The sequence below is a fragment of the Tetragenococcus halophilus genome (genome assembly GCF_001712815.1).
Classification (GTDB): Bacteria; Bacillota; Bacilli; order Lactobacillales; family Enterococcaceae; genus Tetragenococcus; species Tetragenococcus halophilus.
Map to the genome: position 1 here is coordinate 220978 of NZ_CP012047.1, position 23184 is coordinate 244161.

General features: G+C 35.3%; 24 protein-coding genes and 1 other annotated feature. Of the genes, 18 read left to right on the forward strand and 6 right to left on the reverse strand.

All coding sequences use genetic code 11. The annotated features are described in order from the left end of the window. Positions 1-31: 31 nt before the first annotated feature. On the reverse strand, positions 32-271 hold the full coding sequence (locus AC806_RS12055) for a hypothetical protein (RefSeq protein WP_231960500.1): 240 nt from the start codon (positions 269-271) through the stop codon (positions 32-34). Positions 272-362: 91 nt separating this feature from the next. Here AC806_RS12055 and AC806_RS01005 point away from each other — a divergent pair, with 91 nt between their 5' ends. Further along, positions 363-2036: a PucR family transcriptional regulator gene (locus tag AC806_RS01005; RefSeq protein WP_069028563.1), complete on the forward strand. Its 1674-nt coding sequence runs from the start codon at positions 363-365 to the stop codon at positions 2034-2036. A gap of 124 nt (positions 2037-2160) precedes the next feature. Here AC806_RS01005 and AC806_RS01010 read toward each other — a convergent pair whose 3' ends face one another. Further along, positions 2161-3825, reverse strand: coding sequence for a peptide ABC transporter substrate-binding protein (locus AC806_RS01010; RefSeq protein ID WP_014123622.1), 1665 nt, complete (start codon positions 3823-3825; stop codon positions 2161-2163). A gap of 253 nt (positions 3826-4078) precedes the next feature. After that, positions 4079-4217 (forward strand) — a sequence feature (ribosomal protein L20 leader region). Positions 4218-4258: 41 nt separating this feature from the next. Here AC806_RS01010 and infC point away from each other — a divergent pair. From infC to rplT, 3 genes are read left to right on the forward strand one after another with little or no spacing between them, the layout of a single operon-like run. After that, complete coding sequence (gene infC, locus AC806_RS01015; RefSeq protein ID WP_014123623.1) at positions 4259-4786, forward strand: translation initiation factor IF-3; 528 nt, start codon at positions 4259-4261, stop codon at positions 4784-4786. A 57-nt stretch (positions 4787-4843) separates the two neighbouring features. Then, a complete protein-coding gene (gene rpmI, locus AC806_RS01020; RefSeq protein WP_014123624.1) occupies positions 4844-5044 on the forward strand; it encodes a 50S ribosomal protein L35 in 201 nt (66 codons plus the stop codon). Positions 5045-5103: 59 nt separating this feature from the next. Continuing rightward, positions 5104-5466, forward strand: a complete 363-nt coding sequence (rplT, locus tag AC806_RS01025; RefSeq protein ID WP_069028564.1) for a 50S ribosomal protein L20 — start codon at positions 5104-5106, stop codon at positions 5464-5466. A 181-nt stretch (positions 5467-5647) separates the two neighbouring features. Here rplT and AC806_RS01030 read toward each other — a convergent pair whose 3' ends face one another. The 3 genes from AC806_RS01030 to AC806_RS01035 form a co-directional block, all read right to left on the reverse strand. Next, the gene (locus AC806_RS01030; RefSeq protein ID WP_069028565.1) at positions 5648-6703 is read right to left on the reverse strand and encodes an FUSC family protein; all 1056 of its coding nucleotides are present in this window, start codon (positions 6701-6703) and stop codon (positions 5648-5650) included. A 107-nt stretch (positions 6704-6810) separates the two neighbouring features. Next, complete coding sequence (locus AC806_RS11960) at positions 6811-6978, reverse strand: hypothetical protein (protein WP_014123627.1); 168 nt, start codon at positions 6976-6978, stop codon at positions 6811-6813. Positions 6979-7116: 138 nt separating this feature from the next. After that, entirely contained in the window at positions 7117-7548 is a 432-nt protein-coding gene (locus tag AC806_RS01035) for an acyl-CoA thioesterase (protein WP_061840704.1), read from the reverse strand. A 643-nt stretch (positions 7549-8191) separates the two neighbouring features. Between AC806_RS01035 and hisS the strand changes: the two genes are divergently transcribed. The 13 genes from hisS (at position 8192) to AC806_RS01100 (ending at position 20712) form a co-directional block, all read left to right on the forward strand. Beyond that, positions 8192-9475, forward strand: a complete 1284-nt coding sequence (gene hisS, locus AC806_RS01040) for a histidine--tRNA ligase (RefSeq protein ID WP_061840703.1) — start codon at positions 8192-8194, stop codon at positions 9473-9475. Positions 9476-9488: 13 nt separating this feature from the next. Then, the gene (aspS, locus tag AC806_RS01045; RefSeq protein ID WP_061840702.1) at positions 9489-11258 is read left to right on the forward strand and encodes an aspartate--tRNA ligase; all 1770 of its coding nucleotides are present in this window, start codon (positions 9489-9491) and stop codon (positions 11256-11258) included. Between the two features lie 100 nt (positions 11259-11358). Next, on the forward strand, positions 11359-12234 hold the full coding sequence (locus AC806_RS01050) for a YitT family protein (protein WP_061840701.1): 876 nt from the start codon (positions 11359-11361) through the stop codon (positions 12232-12234). Positions 12235-12371: 137 nt separating this feature from the next. Continuing rightward, positions 12372-14261, forward strand: coding sequence for an acyltransferase family protein (locus AC806_RS01055; protein ID WP_061840700.1), 1890 nt, complete (start codon positions 12372-12374; stop codon positions 14259-14261). 271 nt (positions 14262-14532) lie between these two features. Then, positions 14533-15471 (forward strand): competence type IV pilus ATPase ComGA, encoded by a 939-nt coding sequence (gene comGA, locus AC806_RS01060; RefSeq protein ID WP_061840699.1) that lies wholly within the window; start codon positions 14533-14535, stop codon positions 15469-15471. Beyond that, positions 15455-16474: a competence type IV pilus assembly protein ComGB gene (gene comGB, locus AC806_RS01065; RefSeq protein ID WP_231960501.1), complete on the forward strand. Its 1020-nt coding sequence runs from the start codon at positions 15455-15457 to the stop codon at positions 16472-16474. The genes comGA and comGB overlap by 17 nt, the downstream gene beginning before the upstream one ends. Next, positions 16471-16794 (forward strand): competence type IV pilus major pilin ComGC, encoded by a 324-nt coding sequence (gene comGC / locus AC806_RS01070; protein ID WP_050989739.1) that lies wholly within the window; start codon positions 16471-16473, stop codon positions 16792-16794. The genes comGB and comGC overlap by 4 nt, the downstream gene beginning before the upstream one ends. A 9-nt stretch (positions 16795-16803) precedes the next feature. Further along, on the forward strand, positions 16804-17238 hold the full coding sequence (comGD, locus tag AC806_RS01075; RefSeq protein ID WP_014123636.1) for a competence type IV pilus minor pilin ComGD: 435 nt from the start codon (positions 16804-16806) through the stop codon (positions 17236-17238). Beyond that, positions 17210-17533 carry a hypothetical protein gene (locus tag AC806_RS01080; RefSeq protein WP_014123637.1) on the forward strand — a complete coding sequence of 108 codons (324 nt, stop codon included), beginning with the start codon at positions 17210-17212 and terminating at the stop codon, positions 17531-17533. The genes comGD and AC806_RS01080 overlap by 29 nt, the downstream gene beginning before the upstream one ends. Beyond that, positions 17523-17960, forward strand: a complete 438-nt coding sequence (gene comGF / locus AC806_RS01085) for a competence type IV pilus minor pilin ComGF (protein ID WP_014123638.1) — start codon at positions 17523-17525, stop codon at positions 17958-17960. Before AC806_RS01080 ends, comGF begins: the two co-directional genes overlap by 11 nt. Continuing rightward, the gene (comGG, locus tag AC806_RS01090) at positions 17932-18273 is read left to right on the forward strand and encodes a competence type IV pilus minor pilin ComGG (protein ID WP_014123639.1); all 342 of its coding nucleotides are present in this window, start codon (positions 17932-17934) and stop codon (positions 18271-18273) included. The genes comGF and comGG overlap by 29 nt, the downstream gene beginning before the upstream one ends. Before the next feature lie 186 nt (positions 18274-18459). Further along, complete coding sequence (locus tag AC806_RS01095; protein ID WP_014123640.1) at positions 18460-19473, forward strand: class I SAM-dependent methyltransferase; 1014 nt, start codon at positions 18460-18462, stop codon at positions 19471-19473. A 48-nt stretch (positions 19474-19521) separates the two neighbouring features. Further along, positions 19522-20712: an acetate/propionate family kinase gene (locus AC806_RS01100; RefSeq protein WP_014123641.1), complete on the forward strand. Its 1191-nt coding sequence runs from the start codon at positions 19522-19524 to the stop codon at positions 20710-20712. A 66-nt stretch (positions 20713-20778) separates the two neighbouring features. Here the strand turns inward: AC806_RS01100 and AC806_RS01105 are convergent, their stop codons facing one another. Beyond that, on the reverse strand, positions 20779-21603 hold the full coding sequence (locus AC806_RS01105; RefSeq protein ID WP_069028566.1) for an NAD(P)H-hydrate dehydratase: 825 nt from the start codon (positions 21601-21603) through the stop codon (positions 20779-20781). Between the two features lie 159 nt (positions 21604-21762). On the opposite strand from AC806_RS01105, the gene pepV reads away from it, so the two are divergent. Next, on the forward strand, positions 21763-23175 hold the full coding sequence (gene pepV / locus AC806_RS01110) for a dipeptidase PepV (RefSeq protein ID WP_069028567.1): 1413 nt from the start codon (positions 21763-21765) through the stop codon (positions 23173-23175). Positions 23176-23184: the final 9 nt, after the last annotated feature.

Genomic DNA, 23184 nt, shown 5'->3' on the forward strand with positions numbered 1-23184 from the left:
AGATACCATTCTTTGCTGGAATAGGGGCTTGCTAACCATTGCCAAAATAAGTTTTGTCGATATGAATATGCATTTCACGTAAACTAGGGAGTAATAGCTGCTTTTTAGCATCTATCGTGACATCCGCTGATTCTTGTAAATGAGGACCGATTTTGGTAAAGTGACCTTCCTCTATTAATAGGTCTGTTATTTCAGTGTTTGTTTTTATCACTACTTCATCTTTTGTTTGGTAACCAGTTTCTAGTCGGGCGTTTCGGATCAATTGTTTCATTTTTTCACTCCTTAAAAATTAGTTTATTTATTGTTTCTATCTTTTAAATCATATATACTTATACAAATTATTAAAGAAAGAAGTGTTTGCCATGAATATTGCTGAATTTCTGAAATTACCAATGGCGCATAACTTTAAATTACTCACTGGGGATGATCTAGGGATGGATCATAACATTACGGGGGCTAATATCTTGGATAATCCTAAAGCATATGATTGGCTGACAGCAGGAGAACTGATTATTACATCAGGTTACTTTTTCTATGAAAACTATGCCCAGCAAAAACGTTATTTCCAACATTTTCAGGAATTAAATATTGCCGCAGTTTGTATTAAAACAGGGCAGTTTTTTAAAGAAATTCCGAGTGATCTTATAAAACTTAGTCAACAATTGGAGATTCCTTTGATTGAAATACCTTATGGGATTGCTTTTTCAAAAATTTTAAAGATGATAATGAATCAATTATCTTCTGATTTAGCAAGTGAACAACAATTTACATTAGATATTTATTCGCAATTTTTCGAATCTTCTTTAAATAATGGCGGTATCGATTATATTGCCAAAAAACTCAGAGCAATTGTGGAAAATCCTGTCCTTGTTACTACATCTAATTGGGAAGTTTTGTCTTTAACAGGTTTTGAAAATGAATTACGTACTAGCTTAATGAAGCAAGGAAAAGCGTATCATTTCCCGAAACAAAATTTGCAAAACCTTCCTAAAAATGTAGAGCAGTTACAACACCCATTTTATCGTAAATTATATAAAAACGGGCAAGAAATTTTATGTTGTGTTATGCCGATTTTTTTTAATCAAATTAATTATGGTTATATTATTGTTTATTTAACGAATCGTTCGCTAGTGAATACGGATCATATTGCCTTAGAAAGTTGTACCATGTCTATTGCTTTAGAAGTCGCTCATCAAATTGAAAAAGAACGAGTGAACAATCAAGTTTATCGTGATTTCTTTGCTCGTTTATTTGCAGGAAAAATAACAGACGTTGAAACTTTAAGGTCTTTTAATATAGATATCAACGTAGAGCTGGAATATTCTGTTTATATTATTTCTGTGTATTTTCCCAAACTTACGGATAAAACACTTTTTGAACAACGTAAGTACGAAGAACAGGCGATGCAGATGTTATTGTCAGCTCTACATCGCTATATTCAAAATAATTTCTTAGATTCAAATGTGTTTAAACAAGGGAATCAATTGATAGGACTACTAGGTAATGCAAAAGAGACAAAAAAGGCTGCCATTCAAGCTGAACAAAGTAAAGTATTAAAAAGATTGTTGAAGTACTTAAAGCAACAAATCAATCGGACATTACACTTTTCGGTTGTAGTAGGTTCTAGTCAGTCGGTTTTATCCGTTGCTAAAAGTTATTCTGAAGCAACCAATATGTTAAAAACAATCGCTGCAAAACAAACTGGGATTCATTTTTTAAATGAATTTTATCTAGATACCTTTTTATCAGAACAAATTTCTACTCAAGCTGCTGCCGAATTTTCTGCGCATTATTTATACAAACTTATTGCTTATGATCAAAAGAATCAGCTAAATTTACTACAAACTTTAGCAAGTTATTTAGCTAATCACCAAAATATTGCAGTTACCGCAAGAAAGCTCTATATTCATCGCAACACATTGATATACCGTATTGAACGCATTGAAAATATTTTGGCCATAGATATTACTGAACCTAATATTGCCTTGTCGTTACAACTAGCGTTAAAATTTTATCAGGAAAACGAGCTAGAGTGATCACCAGAGCTTATGTCATAAGTAAAAATATCCGAACTACATTTGAGAAGGTCTGCTTATTGCAGCAACAATCTTTTGTTCGTTCGGATATTTTATTGCTTAAGATGCTATGTTACCATCCGACTTATTCTTTATAAGCCCATTTCAGATTATAACTTGGTCCGTAGGCATGCCAGTGTAAGTCTTTAACACTTGGATTTACTAAAGTAGAAAGACTTCTATTGTAGATAGGAGCGATCACTGCATCTTGGTTAATTAGTATATCTTGTGCTTCAACAAAATCATCAAATCGTGCTTCTTTATCAGCCGCATGATCTTCTCTTGTATCTTGGATTAACTTATCATAATCTTCATTACTGTAAGTAACGCCTCCTAAATCACTGCTAGACATAAAGATACGCATTACTGTTAGTGGGTCACGGTAATCAGTTCCCCAACCTGCTAGTTCTAAATCATACTCTTTGTTGGAGTCGCGATCTACGCGAACAGTAAAAGGAACTTGTTCAACAGTTATTTCTAGACCAGGTAAGTTATCTTGTAGTTCATATTGGAAAAATTCCGCATTTTTCTTAGCTTCTTCGGTGTCGTCAGTTAAGAAACCAAGTTCTACTTTATCAACACCAAGTTCTTCTTTCCCTTTTTCCCAAGCTTCTTTGGCTTTTTCAGGGTCATATGATAGATAATCATTTCTTTCATCTGCTACTTCAGTAAAATCTTTTTTACCATCAGGAGCTTTAGTTTGCCCTTTTGGAATTAAGTGATCCGTTGGGTTTGAATCATCTTGTAGTATATTTTTTACAAAGCTCTCCTTATCAAATGCTTGGGCAATCCCTTTACGAATATTTTCATTATCTAATGCATTCTTTTTGCCATCTCGCTCACTATTCATTTTCAAAAAGAAAGTGGTAAATTGTTCGACGGATTCAAACGATGGATCGTCTTTATAGGTTGGGATGTATTCACTGCTTAGTTTATCAATCATATCTAAAGCATCAGTCGTATATAAATTAATTGCTGTAGAAGGTGTTTTTACTACAGTGACATTTGCTTTGTCTAATTTGACTTCATCTTTATCCCAATAGCTCTCATTTTTTTCATAACCCCAATCGTCACCAGAAGCGCTCCAATCACTTAATTTAAATGGACCATTATAAATTAAATGATCTGAGTCAGTAGCATATTTTTTCCCTTGGTTTTCTACATATTCTTTATTTTGCGGATACAATACTGGGTAAGCTAGTAGTGACTTGAAGTAAGGAACAGGCCGTTCTAAGGTAAATTCTAATGTTTTATCGTCAATTGCTTTGACACCTAATGTGTCAATATCGCCATCTTCTAAGTTGATTTCTCGGGCATTTTTCACTACATCAAAAAGCACATCAGCGTTGGGTGCTGCATATTTTGGATCTGTGATTTTTTGAAAAGCAAAGACAAAATCATCAGCTGTAACAGGGGTGCCATCAGACCACTCGGCATCATCTCTTAAAGTAAATGTATAGACTGTTTCATCTTCGCTGATTTCAGGTTCTTCTGCAGCAACTCCTAGTTGCAATTCATCATCTGGTCCTAAAACATAAAGACCTTCAAAAACTTGGCTCATAGCCAAAGTTGAAGTTGTGTCACCAGCTTGACTAGGCTCCATTGTAGAGATAGCTGCTGAAGAACTTAATTCTAAATCTTGTTGGGCATTGTTACCTTGGGTGTCTTGGTTTGTTGAATTTCCTTGACAAGCTGTTAATAGTAATGTAGCAGAAATAGCGCCTAATAATGTTAGTTTTTTCGCTTTCATTTTTTCATCCCCTTTTTATAAATAAATAAGTTTCTGAATTATCAGATAATTTTTAATATTTGTAATTGCTAATTTACCATAATCGATAAAAGAAGAAACCGTCAAAAGTTACAATAAGAACTATCTGTATTTGGTCATTTTGAACAAACGGACTAAATACAGAAAAAGAAATTGGGGAATTAGCGAATAATAAAGAAAAATAGTATAAATAATTGACGTAGATAGGGTTATATGGTATAGTGTTTAAGTTGAGAAATGGAAGTAGAAGCACCCGCTTCTCGCCTTAGTGACAGATGTGGCTGGGCAGAATAGTTTTTACACAAAAAAGTTCGTTAGAGCTTAGTGTGGATACGTGCGGGTTCTTATAGAAGAACTCGTTTTTTTATGGTGATTTTCAATAAATCTTTCTTTCTCTCAAAAAACTTGGAGGTGAATGACCATAGCAAAAGATATGATGGTTAACGACGGCATTCGTGCACGTGAGTTGCGATTGATCGATCAAAACGGAGATCAACTTGGCGTCAAAACAAAAGCGGAAGCGATGGAGATAGCTGAACAAGCAAACTTAGATGTTGTTTTGGTAGCACCAAAAGCAAAACCACCCGTTGCGCGAATTATGGACTACGGAAAATATCGTTTCGAACAACAGAAAAAAGCACGTGAAGCTCGTAAAAAACAAAAAGTGATCAACGTAAAAGAAGTCCGCTTAAGTCCAGCGATCGATGAGAATGATTTCAATACGAAACTACGTAATGCACGTAAGTTCCTTCAAAAAGGCGATAAAGTGAAAGCTTCTATTCGTTTTAAAGGACGCGCCATTACCCATAAAGAAATTGGTCAGGAAGTCTTAGATCGTTTGGCTCAAGAAACAGAAGACGTTGCAACAGTTGAGCAAAAAGCGAAAATGGATGGTCGCAGTATGAATTTGATGCTTGCGCCTAAAAATGACAAGGAAAAATAACTTGCTGAAAGATTAATTAACAGTCAGGTTATATAGATTTTGAGGAGGAAATTAGTTATGCCAAAACAAAAAACACATCGCGGATTAGCTAAACGTGTAAAGCGTACTGCTAATGGCGGTTTAAAAAGACATCGTGCGTTTACAAGTCACCGTTTCCACGGTAAAACCAAAAAACAACGTCGTCAATTGCGCAAACCAGCAATGGTTTCAGCTGATGACCAAAAACGCATCAGCCAACAAATAGCTAAAATGAAATAAGTTTTGCGCAAATGTCGCATATCCATTTAAATGAAAGAACTACTTAGGAGGAATTAAACATGGCACGTGTTAAAGGTGGAGCAGTAACTCGTAGACGTCGTAAAAGAACGCTAAAATTAGCAAAAGGTTACTACGGAGCTAAACATACTTTATATAAAAAAGCAAAAGAACAAATGATGAGATCGAATAGTTATGCATTTCGCGATCGTCGTCAGAAAAAACGCGATTTCCGTAAATTATGGATTGCGCGTATTAATGCAGCAGCTCGTATGAATAATATTAGCTATTCAAAATTGATGCATGGGCTAAAAGAAGCTGGCATCGATGTAAACCGTAAAATGTTAGCAGATATTGCAGTAAATGACGAAAGTGGTTTTACTGCCTTGGTAGGACAAGCAAAATCTGCATTAAACGACAATTAAATGATAGTAATAAAAAGAGGGCTATTCATTGGAATAGGCCTCTTTACTTTAAAATAAAGCTTATGAAAACCTCGGCAGTCCTTAGGTATCACCTAGGTAAACCATTGGGAATATTAAACGATTATTGGGAAATGAGCATAAGTTGATATTATTAGATCATTGGTAAATCGCAACGTTTGTTTCAATTAGGATCTTTATCGAAACTTTCGTGTAAATGAAATGAACGGTTGTAAAATTTGAGTCCGGTTGTGATCAAAAATGCAGAAAAAGCGCCCAATAAGGATCCTAAAGCAATTCCTATAAAGCGATATTGTAATAAAGAAGGTACATCTATTTCTTTAGTTAAACTGGCCAACAGTAAAGCCATAGGTGTTGTAAAAAAGGCAGAAAGACCATAATTCGTACGTACTGCGATTTGTGACATTGTAAAAAGTGTGATGATTATGAAAATTGTTTCTAAAGTTGTTAAAGGAGTATACAAAAGTACAGCGGCAATTCCGATACCGATCACGGTTCCTAGGATACGTTGGATATTGCGTTGCAAAATAGCTCTTAAGTTATCGCCTTGTAAAATAGCTGCACAAGAAATAACCATCCAATAAGGATTTTGTAACTGTAAACCGGCACTTAAGTAGACAGCTAAAAATAACGTTGAACCATAAAAAATACCATCGATAAAAACGCCAGGGTCTTCGTAAACGTGTTGTGAAATAGATTTTTCCTCTAAAATTTCTGGCGCTTCTTTTTCCGCAAAGTGTACAATAATAGCCATAAGCATAGCAATAACAGCACCCAATATATAATAACTACATAAAATAGGAACTTGATTAAAGGGAACGTTGATATTTGTCCCCATAGCTGCAACTAAAATACAAAAAAATACCCCGGGTTTTTTGATATCATAAAGTCGGAAAAAAACTCGGCCAAAAAAAGCAATCAATCCAATAATGATGGGTGTAAACCAGCTAGCAGAAGAGGTTAAAATACCTGCTGAAAAACTTGTTAGGATAAAAAGAGTGATGGCTATGAAACGATGGAGTAAGTTTTTTAAAGGGATGTTTTCATAATACATCAGAATAAAAATACCTAAAAAGCCAAAACTTGCAATAGACATATTGTGTGAAAAGTATCCAATAAAAAATATAAAAGTCATACAAAGAATTGTTCCGAAAAGTTGCACTGCGTTGATTTTGGGTTTATGTAGATGCAATAAATCTTTGAAAAAATTATTTTTCACTATATAACCACCTCGCTATAAGAATAACATAGATCTGACATTTTATGTTTAGAAAAGGAGGAATAGGCAAAATAACAAAGGCTTGAGTTTTCCTATAAAAGGAAAACTCAAGCCTTTGTTATTTCTTCTAACTTTTTAACACGTCCGCCGATTTTATCCGCGAATTTTTCGGAATCTTTTTTTGTATAAAACACCAATAGATTTCTAGGGGTTTTATCACGTGTTCGGCGACCCTCTTTAGAAATGTATCCATGAAAAACTTTGACTACATACATAAAAAGTCCTCCCTTATTCTAATGTAACCTTGATTATACGAAAGACTAGCAGAAAAGCAATAAAAACGCTCACATTTAATAAAAATATTAAAATTTTATTTAACCCGCCTACGAGAGTTCGTATATTTAAGCAAAGCATTAAAAATCAGAAGAACTAATTTTTTGATAGTTAGCAAATATTTGATGAAAATCAGGGTAATCTTTTTTTAAGCGTATAAAATGATTCGTATTTTGTTCTAAAAAACAATGCTTGCTGCTTCCAGTGGTTACTATTTGATTTTTTTCATTGGTTATTGTATAAGAAAAATCCAATCGTGTACTGTTATATTTTGCAACTAAAGGATCGATCCGTACTTGTTCTCCATAGTGGACCATACCCTTGTATTGACAGTCAACTGCTAATACAGGAACGATAAGCCCCGCTTTTTCCATATCTTGATAAGCAAGCCCTAAGTATTCTAATAAATCAACTCGGGCTTCTTCAAACCAACGAATATAATTTGAATGATGAACAATGCCCATTTGATCTGTTTCATAGTAATGAGGCTTACGATAATAGCCAGGATACATATTCTCACCTCTTTCTTATATAGTCTAAAATTTTTTTATTTGAATTACAAGAAAATAAAAAGAAAACTTTCAGCAATAATCTTGCTAAAAAGCTTGACTTTTCAAGGATTTTCTTGTAATTTAAAGCTAATACAAAAATGCCTGAGAAGGAACAAACATTTAGTAAAAAACTTTTTAGAGAAAAACTATCCTGGCTGAAAATAGTTTAAGTGAATACTAGATGTAAAGACATTCCGGAGGAGAGCGAGCCAAAAGCCGTTCCGCTTAAACGAGCGTTATTCGTTAAAGGAAAGTAAGACTTTCAAAATTAGGTGGTACCGCGACTGATTCGCCCTTGTAAAAACAAGGGCTTTTTTATTTGCTGTGAATCACTACGATTTAGCGACCAAAGGGAGCTAAGAGTAGATGATGAACAGTACTAGGGCGAGCGAAAGCGAGGCGTAGTGACCGAAGTAACCGAATCACTACGATTCAGCGACCAAAGGGAGCTGAGAGTAGATCCTTCAAGGCCTTAGCGACTTGTCGCTTAGACCTTGATGAGATCGAAGCGTAAGCGAAGAGATGAACAGTATTAGGGCGAGCAAAAGCGAGGTGTGGTGTCCGAATTACGTTGTTATCGGTATGAGTTTTAGGAGGAAAAATAATGAGTTATCAACGACCAAAAGGTACAAATGATATTTTGCCTGGTGAATCTGAAAAATGGCAGTTTATTGAAGATACAGCACGTAGTTTGTTTAATAACTACCAGTATCAAGAAATCCGCACGCCTTTATTTGAACACTATGAAGTGATTTCAAGAAGCGTAGGAGATACAACAGATATTGTCTCTAAAGAAATGTATGATTTTTATGACAAGGGCGAACGTCATATCACTTTGCGTCCAGAAGGCACAGCTCCTATTGTGCGCGCTTATGTTGAGCATAAATTATTTGGGCCTGAATATAGTAAACCTTATAAGGTCTTTTACATTGGACCAATGTTTCGCTATGAACGTCCACAAAAGGGTCGCTTGCGTCAATTTCACCAAATCGGCGTGGAAGCCTTTGGATCGGATAATGCGGCGACTGATGTTGAAACAATGGTTATGGCCTTAGCGTTTTTCAAACAGCTAGGGATTAAACATCTGCGTTTGGTTATTAATACCTTAGGTGATCAAGCGACTAGAGAAAACTACCGTCAAGCACTAATTGACTATTTCTCCGTTTATGAAAATGAGCTAAGTGAAGATTCTAAAAGACGCTTGCATGAGAATCCTTTACGTATTTTAGATAGTAAAGAAAAGGCGGATAAAAAATTGGTAGCTAACGCGCCTTCGATTTTGGATTACTTAAGTGAAGAAGCACAAGCGCATTTTACTCAGGTCACTACAATGTTGGATGCACTGGAAATTTCCTACGAGATTGATTCGACAATGGTACGTGGTTTGGATTATTATACACACACCATTTTTGAAATTATGAGTGACAATCCTCAATTAGGTGCACAATCAACTCTTTGTGCTGGAGGACGTTATGACCAATTGGTTGAAGAGTTAGGCGGCCCCGATACGCCTGGTTTTGGCTTTGCTATTGGTATTGAGCGGTTGTTATTAGTTCTCGAAAATGAAGAGGTTGAACTACCTGTGTTACATCAATTGGATGCTTATGTTGTTAATATCGGTGCATCAACCAATACTGAAGCTTTGAAAGTTATACAAGCAATACGTGATGCGGGTTTTTCTGCTGATCGCGATGTTATGGGGCGTAAAGCAAAAGCACAATTTAAATCAGCTGATAAACAAAAGGCTAAATTTGTCTTTACTTTAGGTGAAGATGAATTAAATGCTGGGATGATCAATGTAAAATCAATGGCAAGTGGAGAAGAAAAACGGATTCCACTAACTACAGTTTATAATGATTTAACACAAATTTTTGATGAAATGAACTAAAGGAGAAAAGAGCATGGGAAATAGAACCGTTTATTGTGGTCGAGTGTCAAAAGATAATTTGGAACAGCCAATTACATTACAAGGCTGGGTACAAAAAAGAAGAGATTTGGGCGGCGTTATTTTTATTGACCTACGTGATCGAGAAGGGATCGTCCAAGTAGTATTTAACCCGAAAAATTCACAAGAAGCTTGGGAAATTGCGGACAGTTGTCGTAGTGAATACGTAATAGAAGTTACCGGTATTGTAAAAAACCGGGGCAAAGAAGCGATCAACCCTAATATGCAGACGGGTGAATTCGAAGTGATGGCTAGCAATATTACAATTTTAAATAAAGCAAAAACGCCTCCTTTTTCAATTGAGGAAGATACCAAAGCAGGGGATGATATTCGCTTAAAATATCGTTATTTAGACTTGCGAAGAACTAATATGACTAGAAATTTGAAGTTGCGATCAAAAACAACGCGAGCAATTCGCCACTTTTTAGACGATCATGAGTTTTTAGATATTGAAACGCCCTTTTTAGGGAGATCGACGCCAGAAGGAGCTCGTGATTATCTAGTGCCTTCACGTGTACATCCGGGCCACTTTTATGCATTGCCACAATCACCACAAATTTTTAAACAATTATTGATGGATGCTGGTCTGGATCGTTATTATCAAATTGTTCGTTGTTTTAGAGATGAAGATTTACGAGGAGATCGGCAACCGGAATTTACCCAGGTTGATATTGAAGCTTCTTTTTTAACACCTGAAGATATTCAAAATTATACAGAACAAATGCTTGCTAAAGTAATGCAAGATACTTTGGGAATAGACATTGAACTACCTTTTCCTAAAATGACTTGGGATGAAGCGATGAATCGTTTTGGTAGTGATAAGCCAGATACCCGTTTTGGCATGGAATTGATCGATCTTTCAGAAGTCGTTAAAGATGTAGACTTTAAAGTCTTTCAAATGGCCTTACAAAATGGTGGTGTAGTAAAAGCGTTGAATGCCAAAGGGGCGGCCAAAAATTATTCACGTAAGGATATGGATCAATTAGGGCAGTACGCGAGTCAATTTGGAGCTAAGGGACTAGCCTGGTTGAAAGTAGAAGAAGATGGACTTAAAGGCCCGATCGCAAAATTCTTAACAGATGTATCCGATAAAATTATTCGTCAAACGGGCGCAGAAGTGGGCGATTTAATTATGTTCGGTGCTGACTCTTTTGAAGTGGTAGCAGCAACCTTAGGCGCTATTCGCACACGTTTGGCAAGAGAGCTAGATTTGATCGACCAAAGTAAATTTAACTTTCTATGGGTGGTTGACTTTCCACAGTTTGAATATAGTCAAGAAGAAGAACGTTATGTCTCTGCCCATCATCCTTTTACCATGCCTAAAGAATCAGATATTCCTTATTTAGAAACTGATCCAGCAAAAGTTCATGCTGAAGCTTATGATATTGTATTAAATGGTTATGAATTAGGTGGTGGTTCATTACGTATCCATACTAAAGAACTGCAAGAGCAAATGTTTAAGACTTTAGGTTTTTCACCAGAAAAGATGAAGGAACAGTTTGGCTTTTTATTAGAAGCTTTAGATTATGGCTTTCCTCCGCACGGTGGTATTGCTTTAGGTCTAGATCGCTTAGTGATGTTATTAGCCGGAGAAGACAATATTCGCGAAGTCATCGCTTTTCCAAAAAATGGTAAAGCTATGGATCCGATGACTAACGCGCCAAGTACAGTATCTCCACTTCAATTATATGAATTAAATATTGATGTAACAGACACTGAAGAGTAAAATTTATCGAATAAGGAAAAGCATATGAATAGTGTACTGCTTTTATCCTTATTCGAATTTTTTGTTATAATAGAATAAATGGCAAAAAGAGGTTAAATTAATGAAGCAATTTTTAAAAGATTTCTTCCATGCTGACTATGTTAATCGTTTTTCTTTTTCTTTAGTCTATGCATTATTGGCTTCTGTGGCTTTAAATTTTTTCTATGAACCAGGAAATATTTATGCTAATGGTGCAACAGGTCTGGCACAAATTATTTCCACCGTATTTCAACAGCTTTTTCATATAGACTTTCCTATTGGCTGGGTGCTACTATTAATTAATCTGCCTTTGTTTGTATTAGGCTGGTTTAAGATTAGCCGACGTTTTACTGTATTTACCGGAATTACAGTGATCCTTACTTCCTTATTTATGGAATTTATTCCTACAGAAGTTTTAACGACTGATCCAATTATCTGTGCTATTTTTGGCGGAGTGTTAACAGGTGCAGGAATTGGTTATGCTTTTAAAAATGGTTTATCTTCAGGTGGATTAGATTTTATTACGATCTACATTCGTAAAAAGACCGGCAGAGATGTGGGTTCACTTGCCATTATTTTTAATGGTATGATCATGTTTGCGGCGGGTGTATTGTTTGGTTGGCAATACGCTTTATATAGTGCCTTATCAATATTTGTTAGTGGAAAAGTGACAGATGTCGTTTATACAAAACAACAGAAAATGCAAGTAATGATTATTACGCGTCAGCCAGACATTGTGGTCGAAACTTTGCAAAGTCATCTACGTCGTGGAATTACTATTATAAATAACGCTCAAGGAGCTTATACTAAAGAAGGCGAAAAGGTACTATTTACAATAGTGACCCGTTACGAATTACCTTTACTACGTCAGGCCATGAAGGAATCTGACAAAGAAGCATTTGTCAGTATTACAGAAAATGTCCAGATTTTAGGGAATTTCTATGAAGAAGAGTTATAACAGCTTTTACAGTTATTGAGGGAAACACTAGTTTTAATTTTTTATAAGAATTATATTACAGATTGCTTTTGTGCGTTTTTTTTGGTTAGATAAAATTTGTCACAACGCTAGATAGAGTATAAGAAGGTACAAAAATCATGGAGAAAAAAAGAATTAAAAACAGCCGATATATCACAGGTATTGATGGTATCCGTACACTAGCGGTTATCGGAGTCATTTTATATCATTTATTGCCTTCTTATTTACCAGGAGGCTATTTAGGAGTACCCATTCTATTGGTTATTTCTGGCTATTTGATTACTGATTTATTACGGCAGGAATGGAAACAAAATGAGAAGATAGATGTTTTAAAATTTTATATTCGGCGTCTAAAAAGATTATATCCATCTTTAGTTACGGTATTGGTTGTTTCAACTGCTTACATAACTTTGTTCCAAAGAAACTTATTAAATAACATACGAGGTGCCGTTTTTAGCAGTCTTTTATATGTGAATAATTGGTGGCAAATTGATCATGGACTTTCTTATTTTGATCGTTTTGGCAATGAATCTCCTTTTACTCATTTGTGGACGATGGCAGTTGAAGGGCAAAATTATCTGATTTGGCCGCTTCTTTTTATCCTTTTAATAAAATTTGTGAGACGTAGAGATTGGATCTTTTATATATTAACTATTGGAGGTCTTCTATCAGCCATAGGAATGGCAGTTGGTTTTACCCCAGGAGAAGATCCTACAAGGATTTATTATGGTACCGACACGCGGATTTTTTCCATACTGATTGGGAATGCTTTAGCTTTTATCTGGCCAAGTACTCGTTTGAAAGAAGAAATTCCGGACAATGCCAAAAAGATTTTGAATACTGCTGGTTTAGCTTCTTTATTCCTACTTATCGTTTCATACATTTTTATGGATGATCGTTTTAGTTTTCCTTATTATGGAGGAATCTATTTAGTCAGTGTTGTTACAGCTGTTTTAGTGGCTGTTACGGCTCACCCTGGTGCAAGCTTAAACCGTTGGCTCACTAACCCAGTATTTAGTTATTTGGGGAAACGTAGTTATGGGATTTATTTATATCAATTTCCAGTAATGATCTTTTATGAAGCTAAAGTTAATGTGGCCAATAACGTTTGGTTGCATGTGTTTATTGAATTAGCATTGATTGTCTTATGCAGTGAGTTGTCTTATCGTTTTATAGAAGAACCACTCAGAAAGTTTGATTATAAAAAGACTTGGACAATGATTAAGGGCTGGTTTTCTAAACCAATCCTTAGTAAACAAAAAGCTTTGGGCATAGCAAGTTTTATAGTAGTTCTTATTGCGTCCATTGGTGTTAGCATAGCGCCTAGTAATGCTGTCAATGCAAATCAAGCAGAGTTTCAAGAGGAAATTCAAGAAAACAAACAGGCCGCCCAAAAGACTAAAAATGAGGGTGACACAAATGATTCAGAAGAAGAGACACAAGAGACTGCTACAGATGAAAATATTTTAGAAACTTATAGTACGGACACAGATCATGTGATGGAAAAATATGGTTTGACAGAAAAACAAGTAAAACAGGCAAAAGAGACTGAAGTTACAGCCTTTGGCGATTCTGTTTTATTAGGTTCTACTAAAAATATCCAAGAAATTTTTCCTGATGCTGTCATTGATGCCGATGTGGGCAGACAATTGTATGATAGTGTGGATCTTTTACAGGAATTAAAAGATGAAGATAATCTAAAAGAAAATGTTGTATTAGCTTTAGGAAGCAATGGTTATGCGGATGAAGCTCAATTTGATGATTTGATGGATGTTATAGGTGATCGAAAAGTTTATTTAATTAACGTCCGAGTGCCAACACAGCGTTGGCAAAATGATAATAATAGTTTATTTAAAAAAATGAATGATAAATATAAACGCATTACCTTGGTCGATTGGTATGGCTTAAGTAATGAAAATACCAACTGGTTCCGAGAAGACCAAGTTCATCCAACCGATGTCGGCAGAGTCGAATATACTTCTTTATTAGCTAAAAAAATATTAGAATAATACGCAAAAGCTCCGCTACAAAATTTTAGCGGGGTTTTTGTTTACTACTATTCTCAACTTTTTAATGGTTATTAGTCTCATTCGTTTATGGTTATAACGTTCTTATGTACTTAATTTTTATTAGGCGCGTAGGGACGCTTTTTTTGTGTCCTTATTTTATGTTTATCTCACTAGTTTTCGCTTCTACTGTGCTAAGCGAGCTGAAAAAAGTTGTGAGTATAAAAAAGAAATGAGTAAAATTTGCGTACTTAATAATGAAAGGAGGACAGAGATGACAATCGAAGAATTATCTGATGAATTAATTAGCTATGGGAAAGAGCAAAAAATGCAAGATATGTATTTGTATTTGTTAAACGAGCAGGCAATAATCTATTTTCGAAAAAATGCGCAGTTGTTTAAGTACAAAGAGCTTTCTTATGAACAAGCACAGCAGTTGATTTCAAGATTTAAATATTTAGGAGAAATGGATGTAGGTGAAAAGCGTAAAGCGCAACTAGGGGCTATAAGTTATTTAATCAAAAATTATACGCAAAGGCTGCGCTTATCAACTGTTGGTGATTACCAAGGAAATGAAAGTCTAGTGATTCGTTTTTTGTACAATTTAAAGCAAGAGAAACCAGCTTATTTTTTCCCAGAAGATGCAGAGTTAATTCAACAAAAAATCCAAAAAGAAAGGGGATTATATCTTTTTAGTGGTCCTACAGGATCGGGGAAAACTACTTTGATGTATCACATTGCACAATATACAAAAGGACAGGTGATCACCATTGAAGACCCTGTGGAAATCGAAGAACCGAAGTTTTTACAGCTACAAACAAATGAAAAAATTCAGCAGACATATGACCAGCTTATCAAACTGTCACTACGACATCGTCCAGACTTACTGATCATTGGCGAAATTCGCGATCAATTAACAGCAAAAGCAGCCATACGTGCAGCATTGACTGGGCATACTGTACTAGCAACGGTACATGCAAAAGGAGTGCTTGAAACAAAGGGGCGCCTGTTAGATTTAGTAGGGAGTCAAACAGAGCTGGGTGATTGTTTAAATGGAGTGATCTATCAACAACTATTTTTAGACAGCCAAAAAGAAAGTCGAGCTTTACTGGCCTACGAATTTTTTACGGGGGAGTCAGAACAAAGGCAGTGGACAAAAGCATATGCACAAGCACAAAAGGAAGGGTTACTGGATATTGAAAAGAAAACATAAAAATAACGCCCTTATGCGTGAACAGTTTTTAGAAATGTTGATTAGTTTATTGGAAAATGGTTTTTCTTTACAAGAAAGTTTAGCTGTAATGCAGCGTAACCAACAATTTTCCTGGGAAATTTTGCAGTGTTTTACAAGCGGCCTTGCCAAAGGGGCTAGTTTTGCAGAATGTTTTTATCAGGCAGGATTTAGCCTGGCAGAAACGACACAAGTACAATTAGCAGACATACACGGCAATATCGTTGTTACGCTAAAAAACATTCTAAACACTATGCAAATTTTAAGAAAACAGAAAAAAGAACTAAGTAAAGTTGCGAGCTACCCCCTATTATTATTTCTATTTGTACTTGCTTTATTATTTGCTATGCGTTTTTTTCTCCTGCCTTCATTACTACAATCAGGGATGATTGAAACAAGCCATTGGAGTATTTGGTTAATTGCTTATGGGCCATTTATTATGGTGGGTTTTATCCTTATTATCTTATGCTTACTTGTTGCTGGTTGGTGGTATGCCAAGCAGCAAACTGTGATTGATCGCGGTGTTTTTTTGGCAGGATTACCGTTTATTGGCTTTTTATACAAAATGTATCAGACCAGCTATTTTGCTTTAGAGTGGGGGAAGATGTTCAAACAAGGTCTTGAGGCCAGACAGATATTAGGATTTATGGAAAGTGTTAATCCTCATTCTTTAGTTGCTAGCTTAGCTAGAGAATTAAACGATGCATTATCTAAAGGAAATTCATTAGCTAAAGAGTTAGAAAGCTATCCTTTTTTACTGCCAGAATTTTCTCTAATTATTTTACAAGGAGAAGTTAAAGGAAAACTAGGCGAAGAACTACTCCTTTATAGTCAATTGCTGACCAAAAGAATCGTTGAAAAAATAGAAGGTTGGATTCAATGGATACAGCCGCTTGTTTTTTTATTTGTCGCTGTTTTGATTATGGCTATTTATATTGCGATGTTTTTACCTATGTATGAGAACGTTGGAGGTATTATGAAATGACAAAAATACGGAAGTTTCAATTAAGCGAATTTTTACACAATCAATTGATTAAACTTAAAAAAAGATCCAAAAAAGCGTTTACGTTAATAGAAATGATGATCGTACTTTTAATTATTAGTGTTTTAGTCTTGCTATTTATCCCTAATTTATCAAAGCAAAAAGATACAGTTTCAGAGCAAGGAGATGAAGCTATTGTCAAAACTGTTGAGACTCAGATTGAAGTTTATGAAATCAATCATAACCAAAAAATCACCGATAGTAAGTTGAAAGAATTAGTCACGCCCGAACAATATAAGGTATACAAAAAGTATAAAAATTAGGAGAATGTCATGAAAACTCATCAAGCTTTTACTTTGATCGAGTCCTTGTTGGTGCTATTGGTCGTAACTTTATTTATTGCACTTCCTTCAATTGTTATAAAAGATACTAAAGAGACGCTGGATGTTATTCATTTTTTTGACCACTTTGAAAAAAATATTCTTGCAACCCAGCAAGCCGCCATTACATCCAATAAGAAAACAAAGATGATACAAAAAGATAACACCCAGCAATATTATTTTTATACAGATACCATCGAAAAACTCGATCTACCAAAGGATTTAAGGGCAAGTAGAAGCAAAACACTTTATTTTAATTCAGGCTCTGGAAATAACAGCAGTTTACAAAATATCCATTTTTATTGGGATAAAAATGAACAACAAATCACTTATCGTTTTTTGTTTGCAAGGGGGCATTATGAAAAAAATATCACATCCATTAAATAACGGTTTTATTTTGCTAGAATGTATTATTGCTTTATCTCTTTTAACGACAACCGTTTTTCTTTTTCAGACAAGCCAAATTCATGTACTAAAAAAGACCAAAGAAAGCCAAGAAGAGTTACAAATGCTGCGTGTGTTGTATGAAGAGACAAAGGAACGAAGAAACTATGAACTAGAGACTGCTAGTTATCAAGTAAAAAGAGATGGAACTTTTACAATTTTCTATCAAAAAAGTCCTATGGCACAGGCAAAAATTTCTACAAATCAACAAGATTGGACGTTTATACGTGAAAAATAAAGGTTTTACATTAATAGAATGTGCAATTGCACTGATGGTTTTAGGTCTATTTTTAACAGGGATTTTGGGGGTTTTTCAACAAAGTAAACAAGTGCAACAAATGGTTTACGGTAGAAATCTACAAGAGTGGCATGTATTTTTGATACAATTTGAAAGTAAACTAGCTGAAGGTCGTTTTTCTCGTCTAGCCAAAGATAAGATTTACTATGACAAGATAAATTCAACGACCAAAAGAGCATATGAATGTCGAATCGAGTTAAATGCGAATCGAAATGAGATCGCTATACGCGAAAAAAATGGATATGAACCAATTTTAACAGAAGTAAAACAATTACAGTTTCGTAAAAATAATAGATATATTTTATTTACGGTAACTTTTTTGAATGGAGAAATAAAAAATGGGAAATGGACGATCGAAAAAATATGAAGGTGGTGTGTTACTGACGGCGGTTTTCACGGTGGTTGTCCTTAGTATTTTATTACTATTTTTAGCAGAAAACTATCGTATTCAAGCGCAATTTACGCGTCGCACTCGCCAATACTATGAAGCGCAAATTATGAAAGAATTATTTTTGACAGATTATCAAGCATTGGCAGAAAATAAACGTTCAAAAACCGGAGAAGTGTTTTATAACCAGGGAAAGTTAAGTTATGAAAAAAAGAACGATCACTTAGTTTTAACTGTTTATGTGGATGACCAAGAAAGAAAATTTAAAGAAGTCATAGAAGAAAGTAAATAATAATACACAATAAAAATGCGTGACATAAAAACAGAATGACCTCATTCTGTTTTTATTGATTCAAATACGAAAATTAAGAGAAGAAAAAGTGCTATAAATGGAGTTAGTTGATTAATTAGGTTAAATCAGATAAAATAAAACAGGTGAATTTATTGTTATAGTAAACTAAGGAAGTGGGGGAAGACTATGTCTGCAGAAAATGTTGAAGAAAGTTTTAATTTACAACTTGAGGCCATTCAACTATTGCAAAATGCACTAGAAACTTCTTATTTAGATGCTTACATAGAAAATATAGAAAACATTAACGATCACTACCAAGTTCGTGTTGTTAATGGTGTCCCTAAGCAATCAACGGTAGAAGAAATTCAACGAATTTATCAAAAGCTTCAAGGAATTTCTTTAGAAAAAGAAGAAGGGCGTAAGCTTTCGCAGTTATTGCTTTTAAAAGGAATGCAGACAGAGCCACTACAACCAAACCATCAGTTAACTCCGGATAGTATTGGTTTTTTATTTGTCTTTTTATTAGAGCAATTATATCCCAAAAAAGATTCATTAAAGACGATCGCTGATCTAGCTTGTGGGATGGGAAATTTACTTTCTACGGTATTGACAAACCTTGAAAAAGAAGGCTATGGTTTGCATGCTTATGGTGTAGATAATGATGAAACCATGTTAGCTGTGGCAGCTAGTAATAGCCAGTGGTTGCCGACAGATGTGACATTTATTCATCAGGATGCAACTACGGATTTATTAATGGATCCGAGTGATGCGGTTTTAAGTGATTTACCCGTTGGTTATTATCCAATGGATGAAAATGCGAAGAAATTTGATACAGCGGCAGAAAAAGATCATAGTTTTGCCCATCATTTGTTGCTGGAACAAAGCATGAAGTATGTCAAAGAAGATGGATTTGGTTTGTTTTTAGTCCCTACAAACTTTCTAGAAACAGATCAAAGTGAGTATTTAAAAAAATGGTTGACAGGTAAAGTATATTTACAAGGCATTATTCAATTACCAGAAGACCTATTTAAAAACAAGGCTGCTAGTAAAAGTATTTTGATTTTACAGCAAAAAGGAAAAACAGCTCAGCAAGTACCTGAAGTATTGTTAGCAAAAGTAGCTTCATTAAAAGAGCCGTCTCAAGTGACAGCTTTCTTTAAAGAATTTAAAGAATGGCAAGCTGCTAATTTAGCAAATTAGGTTTATTATTAATAATAAAATTTTAAAATAAGAGAAAAGGGGATAAAAATGCCAAAAACAATTTCGATTAATGCAGGAAGTTCAAGTTTAAAATGGCAATTATATGAAATGCCGTCAGAAGAAGTCGTAGCTAAAGGAATTGTAGAAAGAATCGGTTTGAAAGATTCTATCTTTACAATTGAATATGGAGACGACCAAGAATATGAAGTGACAAAAGATATTGATGATCATGAAGTAGCGGTTAAAATGTTGTTAGATCAATTGCTCGAATTAGACATTTTAGCTTCTTATGATGAAATCACCGGCGTAGGCCATCGTGTTGTTCAAGGCGGACAATATTTTGATCAATCGGTAGTGATTGATGACGATGTTATGCAAAAAATTGAAGAACTAGCTGACTTTGCACCATTGCATAATCCAGCTAATTTGATGGGGATTCGCGCATTTAAAGAGTTATTACCTAATGTTATTAATGTCGCTGTTTTTGATACAGCATTTCATGCAAATATGCCAGAATCAAATGCCCGTTATAGTATTCCTTTAGAATATCGAAAAGAATATGGCATCCGTAAGTATGGGGCTCATGGAACCAGTCATCGCTATGTGGCAGAACGTGCAGCTGATATGCTTGATCGTCCACTTGAAGACTTGAAAATTATTACTTGTCACTTAGGTAATGGTGCTTCTATTACTGCTGTTGAAAATGGCAAATCAGTAGATACTTCAATGGGCTTTACGCCACTAGCAGGTGTTACTATGGGAACACGTTCTGGCGATATTGACCCAGCTGTTTTACAATATTTAATGAATAAATTAAATATTGATATCGATGAAATGTTAAATATCTTGAACAAAAAATCAGGTTTACTTGGTTTGACTGATATTTCAAGTGACATGCGTGATTTGGAAGATAATATGGATAATAAAGACGTAAAAATCGCTTTGGATATTTTTGCCGATCGTATACGTAAATATATCGCCAGCTATGTAAGTACAATGAACGGTGTAGATGCGATTGTATTTACTGCTGGTATTGGAGAAAACGATGCGAATGCACGTGCGAATATTATTAATGGAATGACTTGGTTTGGTTGTGAAATCGATCCAGAGAAAAATAATGTACGTGGTAAGGAAAGAGTGATCTCCACTGATGATTCCAAGGTCAAAGTGTTATTGGTACCAACAGATGAAGAATTAGTGATCGCGCGTGATGTAGAATCATTACGTAAAAATGATTAATAAGACATAATAGTTTATAAAATAAGCCTCGGGTTTTTACTCGAGGCTTATTTTATGAGGTCTAAATTATTTTTCAAACTTTTTCATCCAATAAGGCAAAGCTTGGCTAATTTTAGTAGGTAAGACGACGTAATTATCCTGAGCCAATTGATCAGCGATATAACTGTGTAAGTAAACCGCGGCATTGATCGTTTCAACTGAATGAGGAAATTGTGCTAAAAATCCAGCGATCATGCCAGCTAAAGTGTCCCCGGTTCCGCCAGTTGCCATGCCAGGATTACCTAGGGGATTTTGAAAAGCATTTCTATCATCGTAAATTTCTGTTTGATGACTTTTCAAAACAATAGTTGCTTGTAACTCTTGTTGGACAGCTTGATTTATTTCTTCAGTTTGATCGGCAATTTTTATACCACTCAAACGTTGCCATTCCATTTGATGCGGCGTAAAAACCGTCATTTCTGGATAAGGTAACGCTTCATTTCCTTTGGCGAATAAGGAAATTGCTGAACCGTCAATAATTAGATACTGGTCTTTTGTTTGTGATTTAAAAATATAGGATAATAGCTCTTGACTTTTCTTATCTTCACCCAAACCAGGACCAATTAATATGATATCTGCCGAGGCGATAACCGAGTCGCATAACTGTCTATCATTCCAATCAACAGACATAGCTTCTGGCATGCGCGCATGTAAAGCCGGATGATTCGTTGGATCAGTAATGACGGTAGTTAAACCACTACCGGCCTGTACACAAGCTTCCGTACTCATTATAATCGCGCCACCAAACTGAGCATTTCCTCCAACTAAGACGGTACGTCCAAAGGTTCCCTTATGAGAATTTTGTGGACGCTTTTGGATAATGGATAAACATTCTTTTGATAAAGTTTGCATAAAAACAACTCCTTAAAAACATTGGCTTATTTTTATTATAACGCTTCGGCTTAGTAAAGAAAAATGACTTAAATGAAATGACCATTTTGTAAAACTTTTTTATCGAGAAAATAAATGGTATGATAAAAGAGAAGTTAAAATTTCGAGGGGGAATTGACTATGGCAATTGATTGGCAAAAAGAGGTCGATGCAAGAAAAGACGATCTTTTAGATGATTTAAAAGAACTATTAAAGGTAAAAAGTGAACGTGACGATGATAAAATAACAGCTGACGCACCCTTTGGTCCAGGCCCTCGTGATGGGTTGAAACAAATGCTTTCTTATGGTGAACGTGATGGTTTCACGGTTAAAAATGTAGACAACTATGCAGGGCATATTGAATTTGGCGAAGGTGAAGAGACGCTAGGGATTTTTGGCCACATGGATGTAGTGCCTGCAGGCGATGACTGGGATACTGATCCATATGATCCTGTAGTAAAAGATGGTAAATTATTTGCTCGTGGTTCTTCAGATGATAAAGGTCCAAGTATTGCTGCTTATTATGCAATGAAAATCATTAAAGAATTAAATTTACCTTTATCTAAAAAAGTCCGCTTTGTCGTAGGTTCAGATGAAGAAAGCGGCTGGGGCGATATGGACCATTATTTTGAAAAAGAAGAGACACCTGACTTTGGTTTTTCTCCTGATGCTGAATTTCCAATTATTAATGGAGAAAAAGGGAATGTTTCGATTGAAGTGCATATTGAAACAGCAAATGATGGAGATTATGTTTTAGAACAATTCCAAGGTGGTTTACGCGCTAACATGGTCCCTACAAGTGCTTTTGCGCGAGTAAAAACGGTGACTGCTGAACAGGCAGATGCAATGGATATTGCTTTTTCTGAATATCTAGGGATAAATCCAATCACAGGTTCTAGTGATAGAGATGAAAATACTATTATTTTTAGGGTTGCTGGGAAAGGTTCTCACGGCGCTAGTCCACAATTTGGGCATAACGCTGCAACTTGGCTAGCCAACTTTCTAGATAAATATGATTTTGCTGGCGGCGCTAAGAACTTTTTACATGTTGCCGGTGCTTACCTTCATGAAGATTTTTATGGTGAAAATTTAGGCGTAGATTTTAAAGATGCTAAAATGGGACAATTGACCATGAACGCAGGTATCTTTGATTTTGATATAAATAAAGACCATTCATTGATCAATTTGAATTTCCGTTACCCACAAGGAACTTCAGCAGACACTATCCAAGCTGTGATCAATGATACGATCGGTGAATATGGTGTTAGTTTATCTATTGGGGGTCATCATATGTTGCCTCACTATGTTCCGCAAGAAGATCCATTAGTTGAAACATTGTTGGATGTTTATGAAGAACACACTGGTGAAAAAGGCGAAGAACAAATCATTGGTGGCGGTACCTATGGTCGTTTGTTAGAACGAGGCGTTGCTTTTGGGGCAATGTTTCCAGGAGCTGAAGATACAATGCACCAAGCAAACGAGTTTATGGTATTAGATGATTTGTATCGTGCAGCAGTTATTTATGCAGATGCAATTTATCGCTTAGCAAAGTAAAAAATCAAT

Bases quoted from the DNA above. Each gene is read 5' to 3' on its own strand.
- AC806_RS12055 (WP_231960500.1), bottom strand. From the start codon at position 271: ATGAAACAATTGATCCGAAACGCCCGACTAGAAACTGGTTACCAAACA.
- AC806_RS01005 (WP_069028563.1), top strand. From the start codon at position 363: ATGAATATTGCTGAATTTCTGAAATTACCAATGGCGCATAACTTTAAA.
- AC806_RS01010 (WP_014123622.1), bottom strand. From the start codon at position 3,825: ATGAAAGCGAAAAAACTAACATTATTAGGCGCTATTTCTGCTACATTA.
- infC (WP_014123623.1), top strand. From the start codon at position 4,259: ATGACCATAGCAAAAGATATGATGGTTAACGACGGCATTCGTGCACGT.
- rpmI (WP_014123624.1), top strand. From the start codon at position 4,844: ATGCCAAAACAAAAAACACATCGCGGATTAGCTAAACGTGTAAAGCGT.
- rplT (WP_069028564.1), top strand. From the start codon at position 5,104: ATGGCACGTGTTAAAGGTGGAGCAGTAACTCGTAGACGTCGTAAAAGA.
- AC806_RS11960 (WP_014123627.1), bottom strand. From the start codon at position 6,978: ATGTATGTAGTCAAAGTTTTTCATGGATACATTTCTAAAGAGGGTCGC.
- AC806_RS01035 (WP_061840704.1), bottom strand. From the start codon at position 7,548: ATGTATCCTGGCTATTATCGTAAGCCTCATTACTATGAAACAGATCAA.
- hisS (WP_061840703.1), top strand. From the start codon at position 8,192: ATGAGTTATCAACGACCAAAAGGTACAAATGATATTTTGCCTGGTGAA.
- aspS (WP_061840702.1), top strand. From the start codon at position 9,489: ATGGGAAATAGAACCGTTTATTGTGGTCGAGTGTCAAAAGATAATTTG.
- AC806_RS01050 (WP_061840701.1), top strand. From the start codon at position 11,359: ATGAAGCAATTTTTAAAAGATTTCTTCCATGCTGACTATGTTAATCGT.
- AC806_RS01055 (WP_061840700.1), top strand. From the start codon at position 12,372: ATGGAGAAAAAAAGAATTAAAAACAGCCGATATATCACAGGTATTGAT.
- comGA (WP_061840699.1), top strand. From the start codon at position 14,533: ATGACAATCGAAGAATTATCTGATGAATTAATTAGCTATGGGAAAGAG.
- comGC (WP_050989739.1), top strand. From the start codon at position 16,471: ATGACAAAAATACGGAAGTTTCAATTAAGCGAATTTTTACACAATCAA.
- comGD (WP_014123636.1), top strand. From the start codon at position 16,804: ATGAAAACTCATCAAGCTTTTACTTTGATCGAGTCCTTGTTGGTGCTA.
- AC806_RS01080 (WP_014123637.1), top strand. From the start codon at position 17,210: ATGAAAAAAATATCACATCCATTAAATAACGGTTTTATTTTGCTAGAA.
- comGG (WP_014123639.1), top strand. From the start codon at position 17,932: ATGGGAAATGGACGATCGAAAAAATATGAAGGTGGTGTGTTACTGACG.
- AC806_RS01095 (WP_014123640.1), top strand. From the start codon at position 18,460: ATGTCTGCAGAAAATGTTGAAGAAAGTTTTAATTTACAACTTGAGGCC.
- AC806_RS01100 (WP_014123641.1), top strand. From the start codon at position 19,522: ATGCCAAAAACAATTTCGATTAATGCAGGAAGTTCAAGTTTAAAATGG.
- AC806_RS01105 (WP_069028566.1), bottom strand. From the start codon at position 21,603: ATGCAAACTTTATCAAAAGAATGTTTATCCATTATCCAAAAGCGTCCA.
- pepV (WP_069028567.1), top strand. From the start codon at position 21,763: ATGGCAATTGATTGGCAAAAAGAGGTCGATGCAAGAAAAGACGATCTT.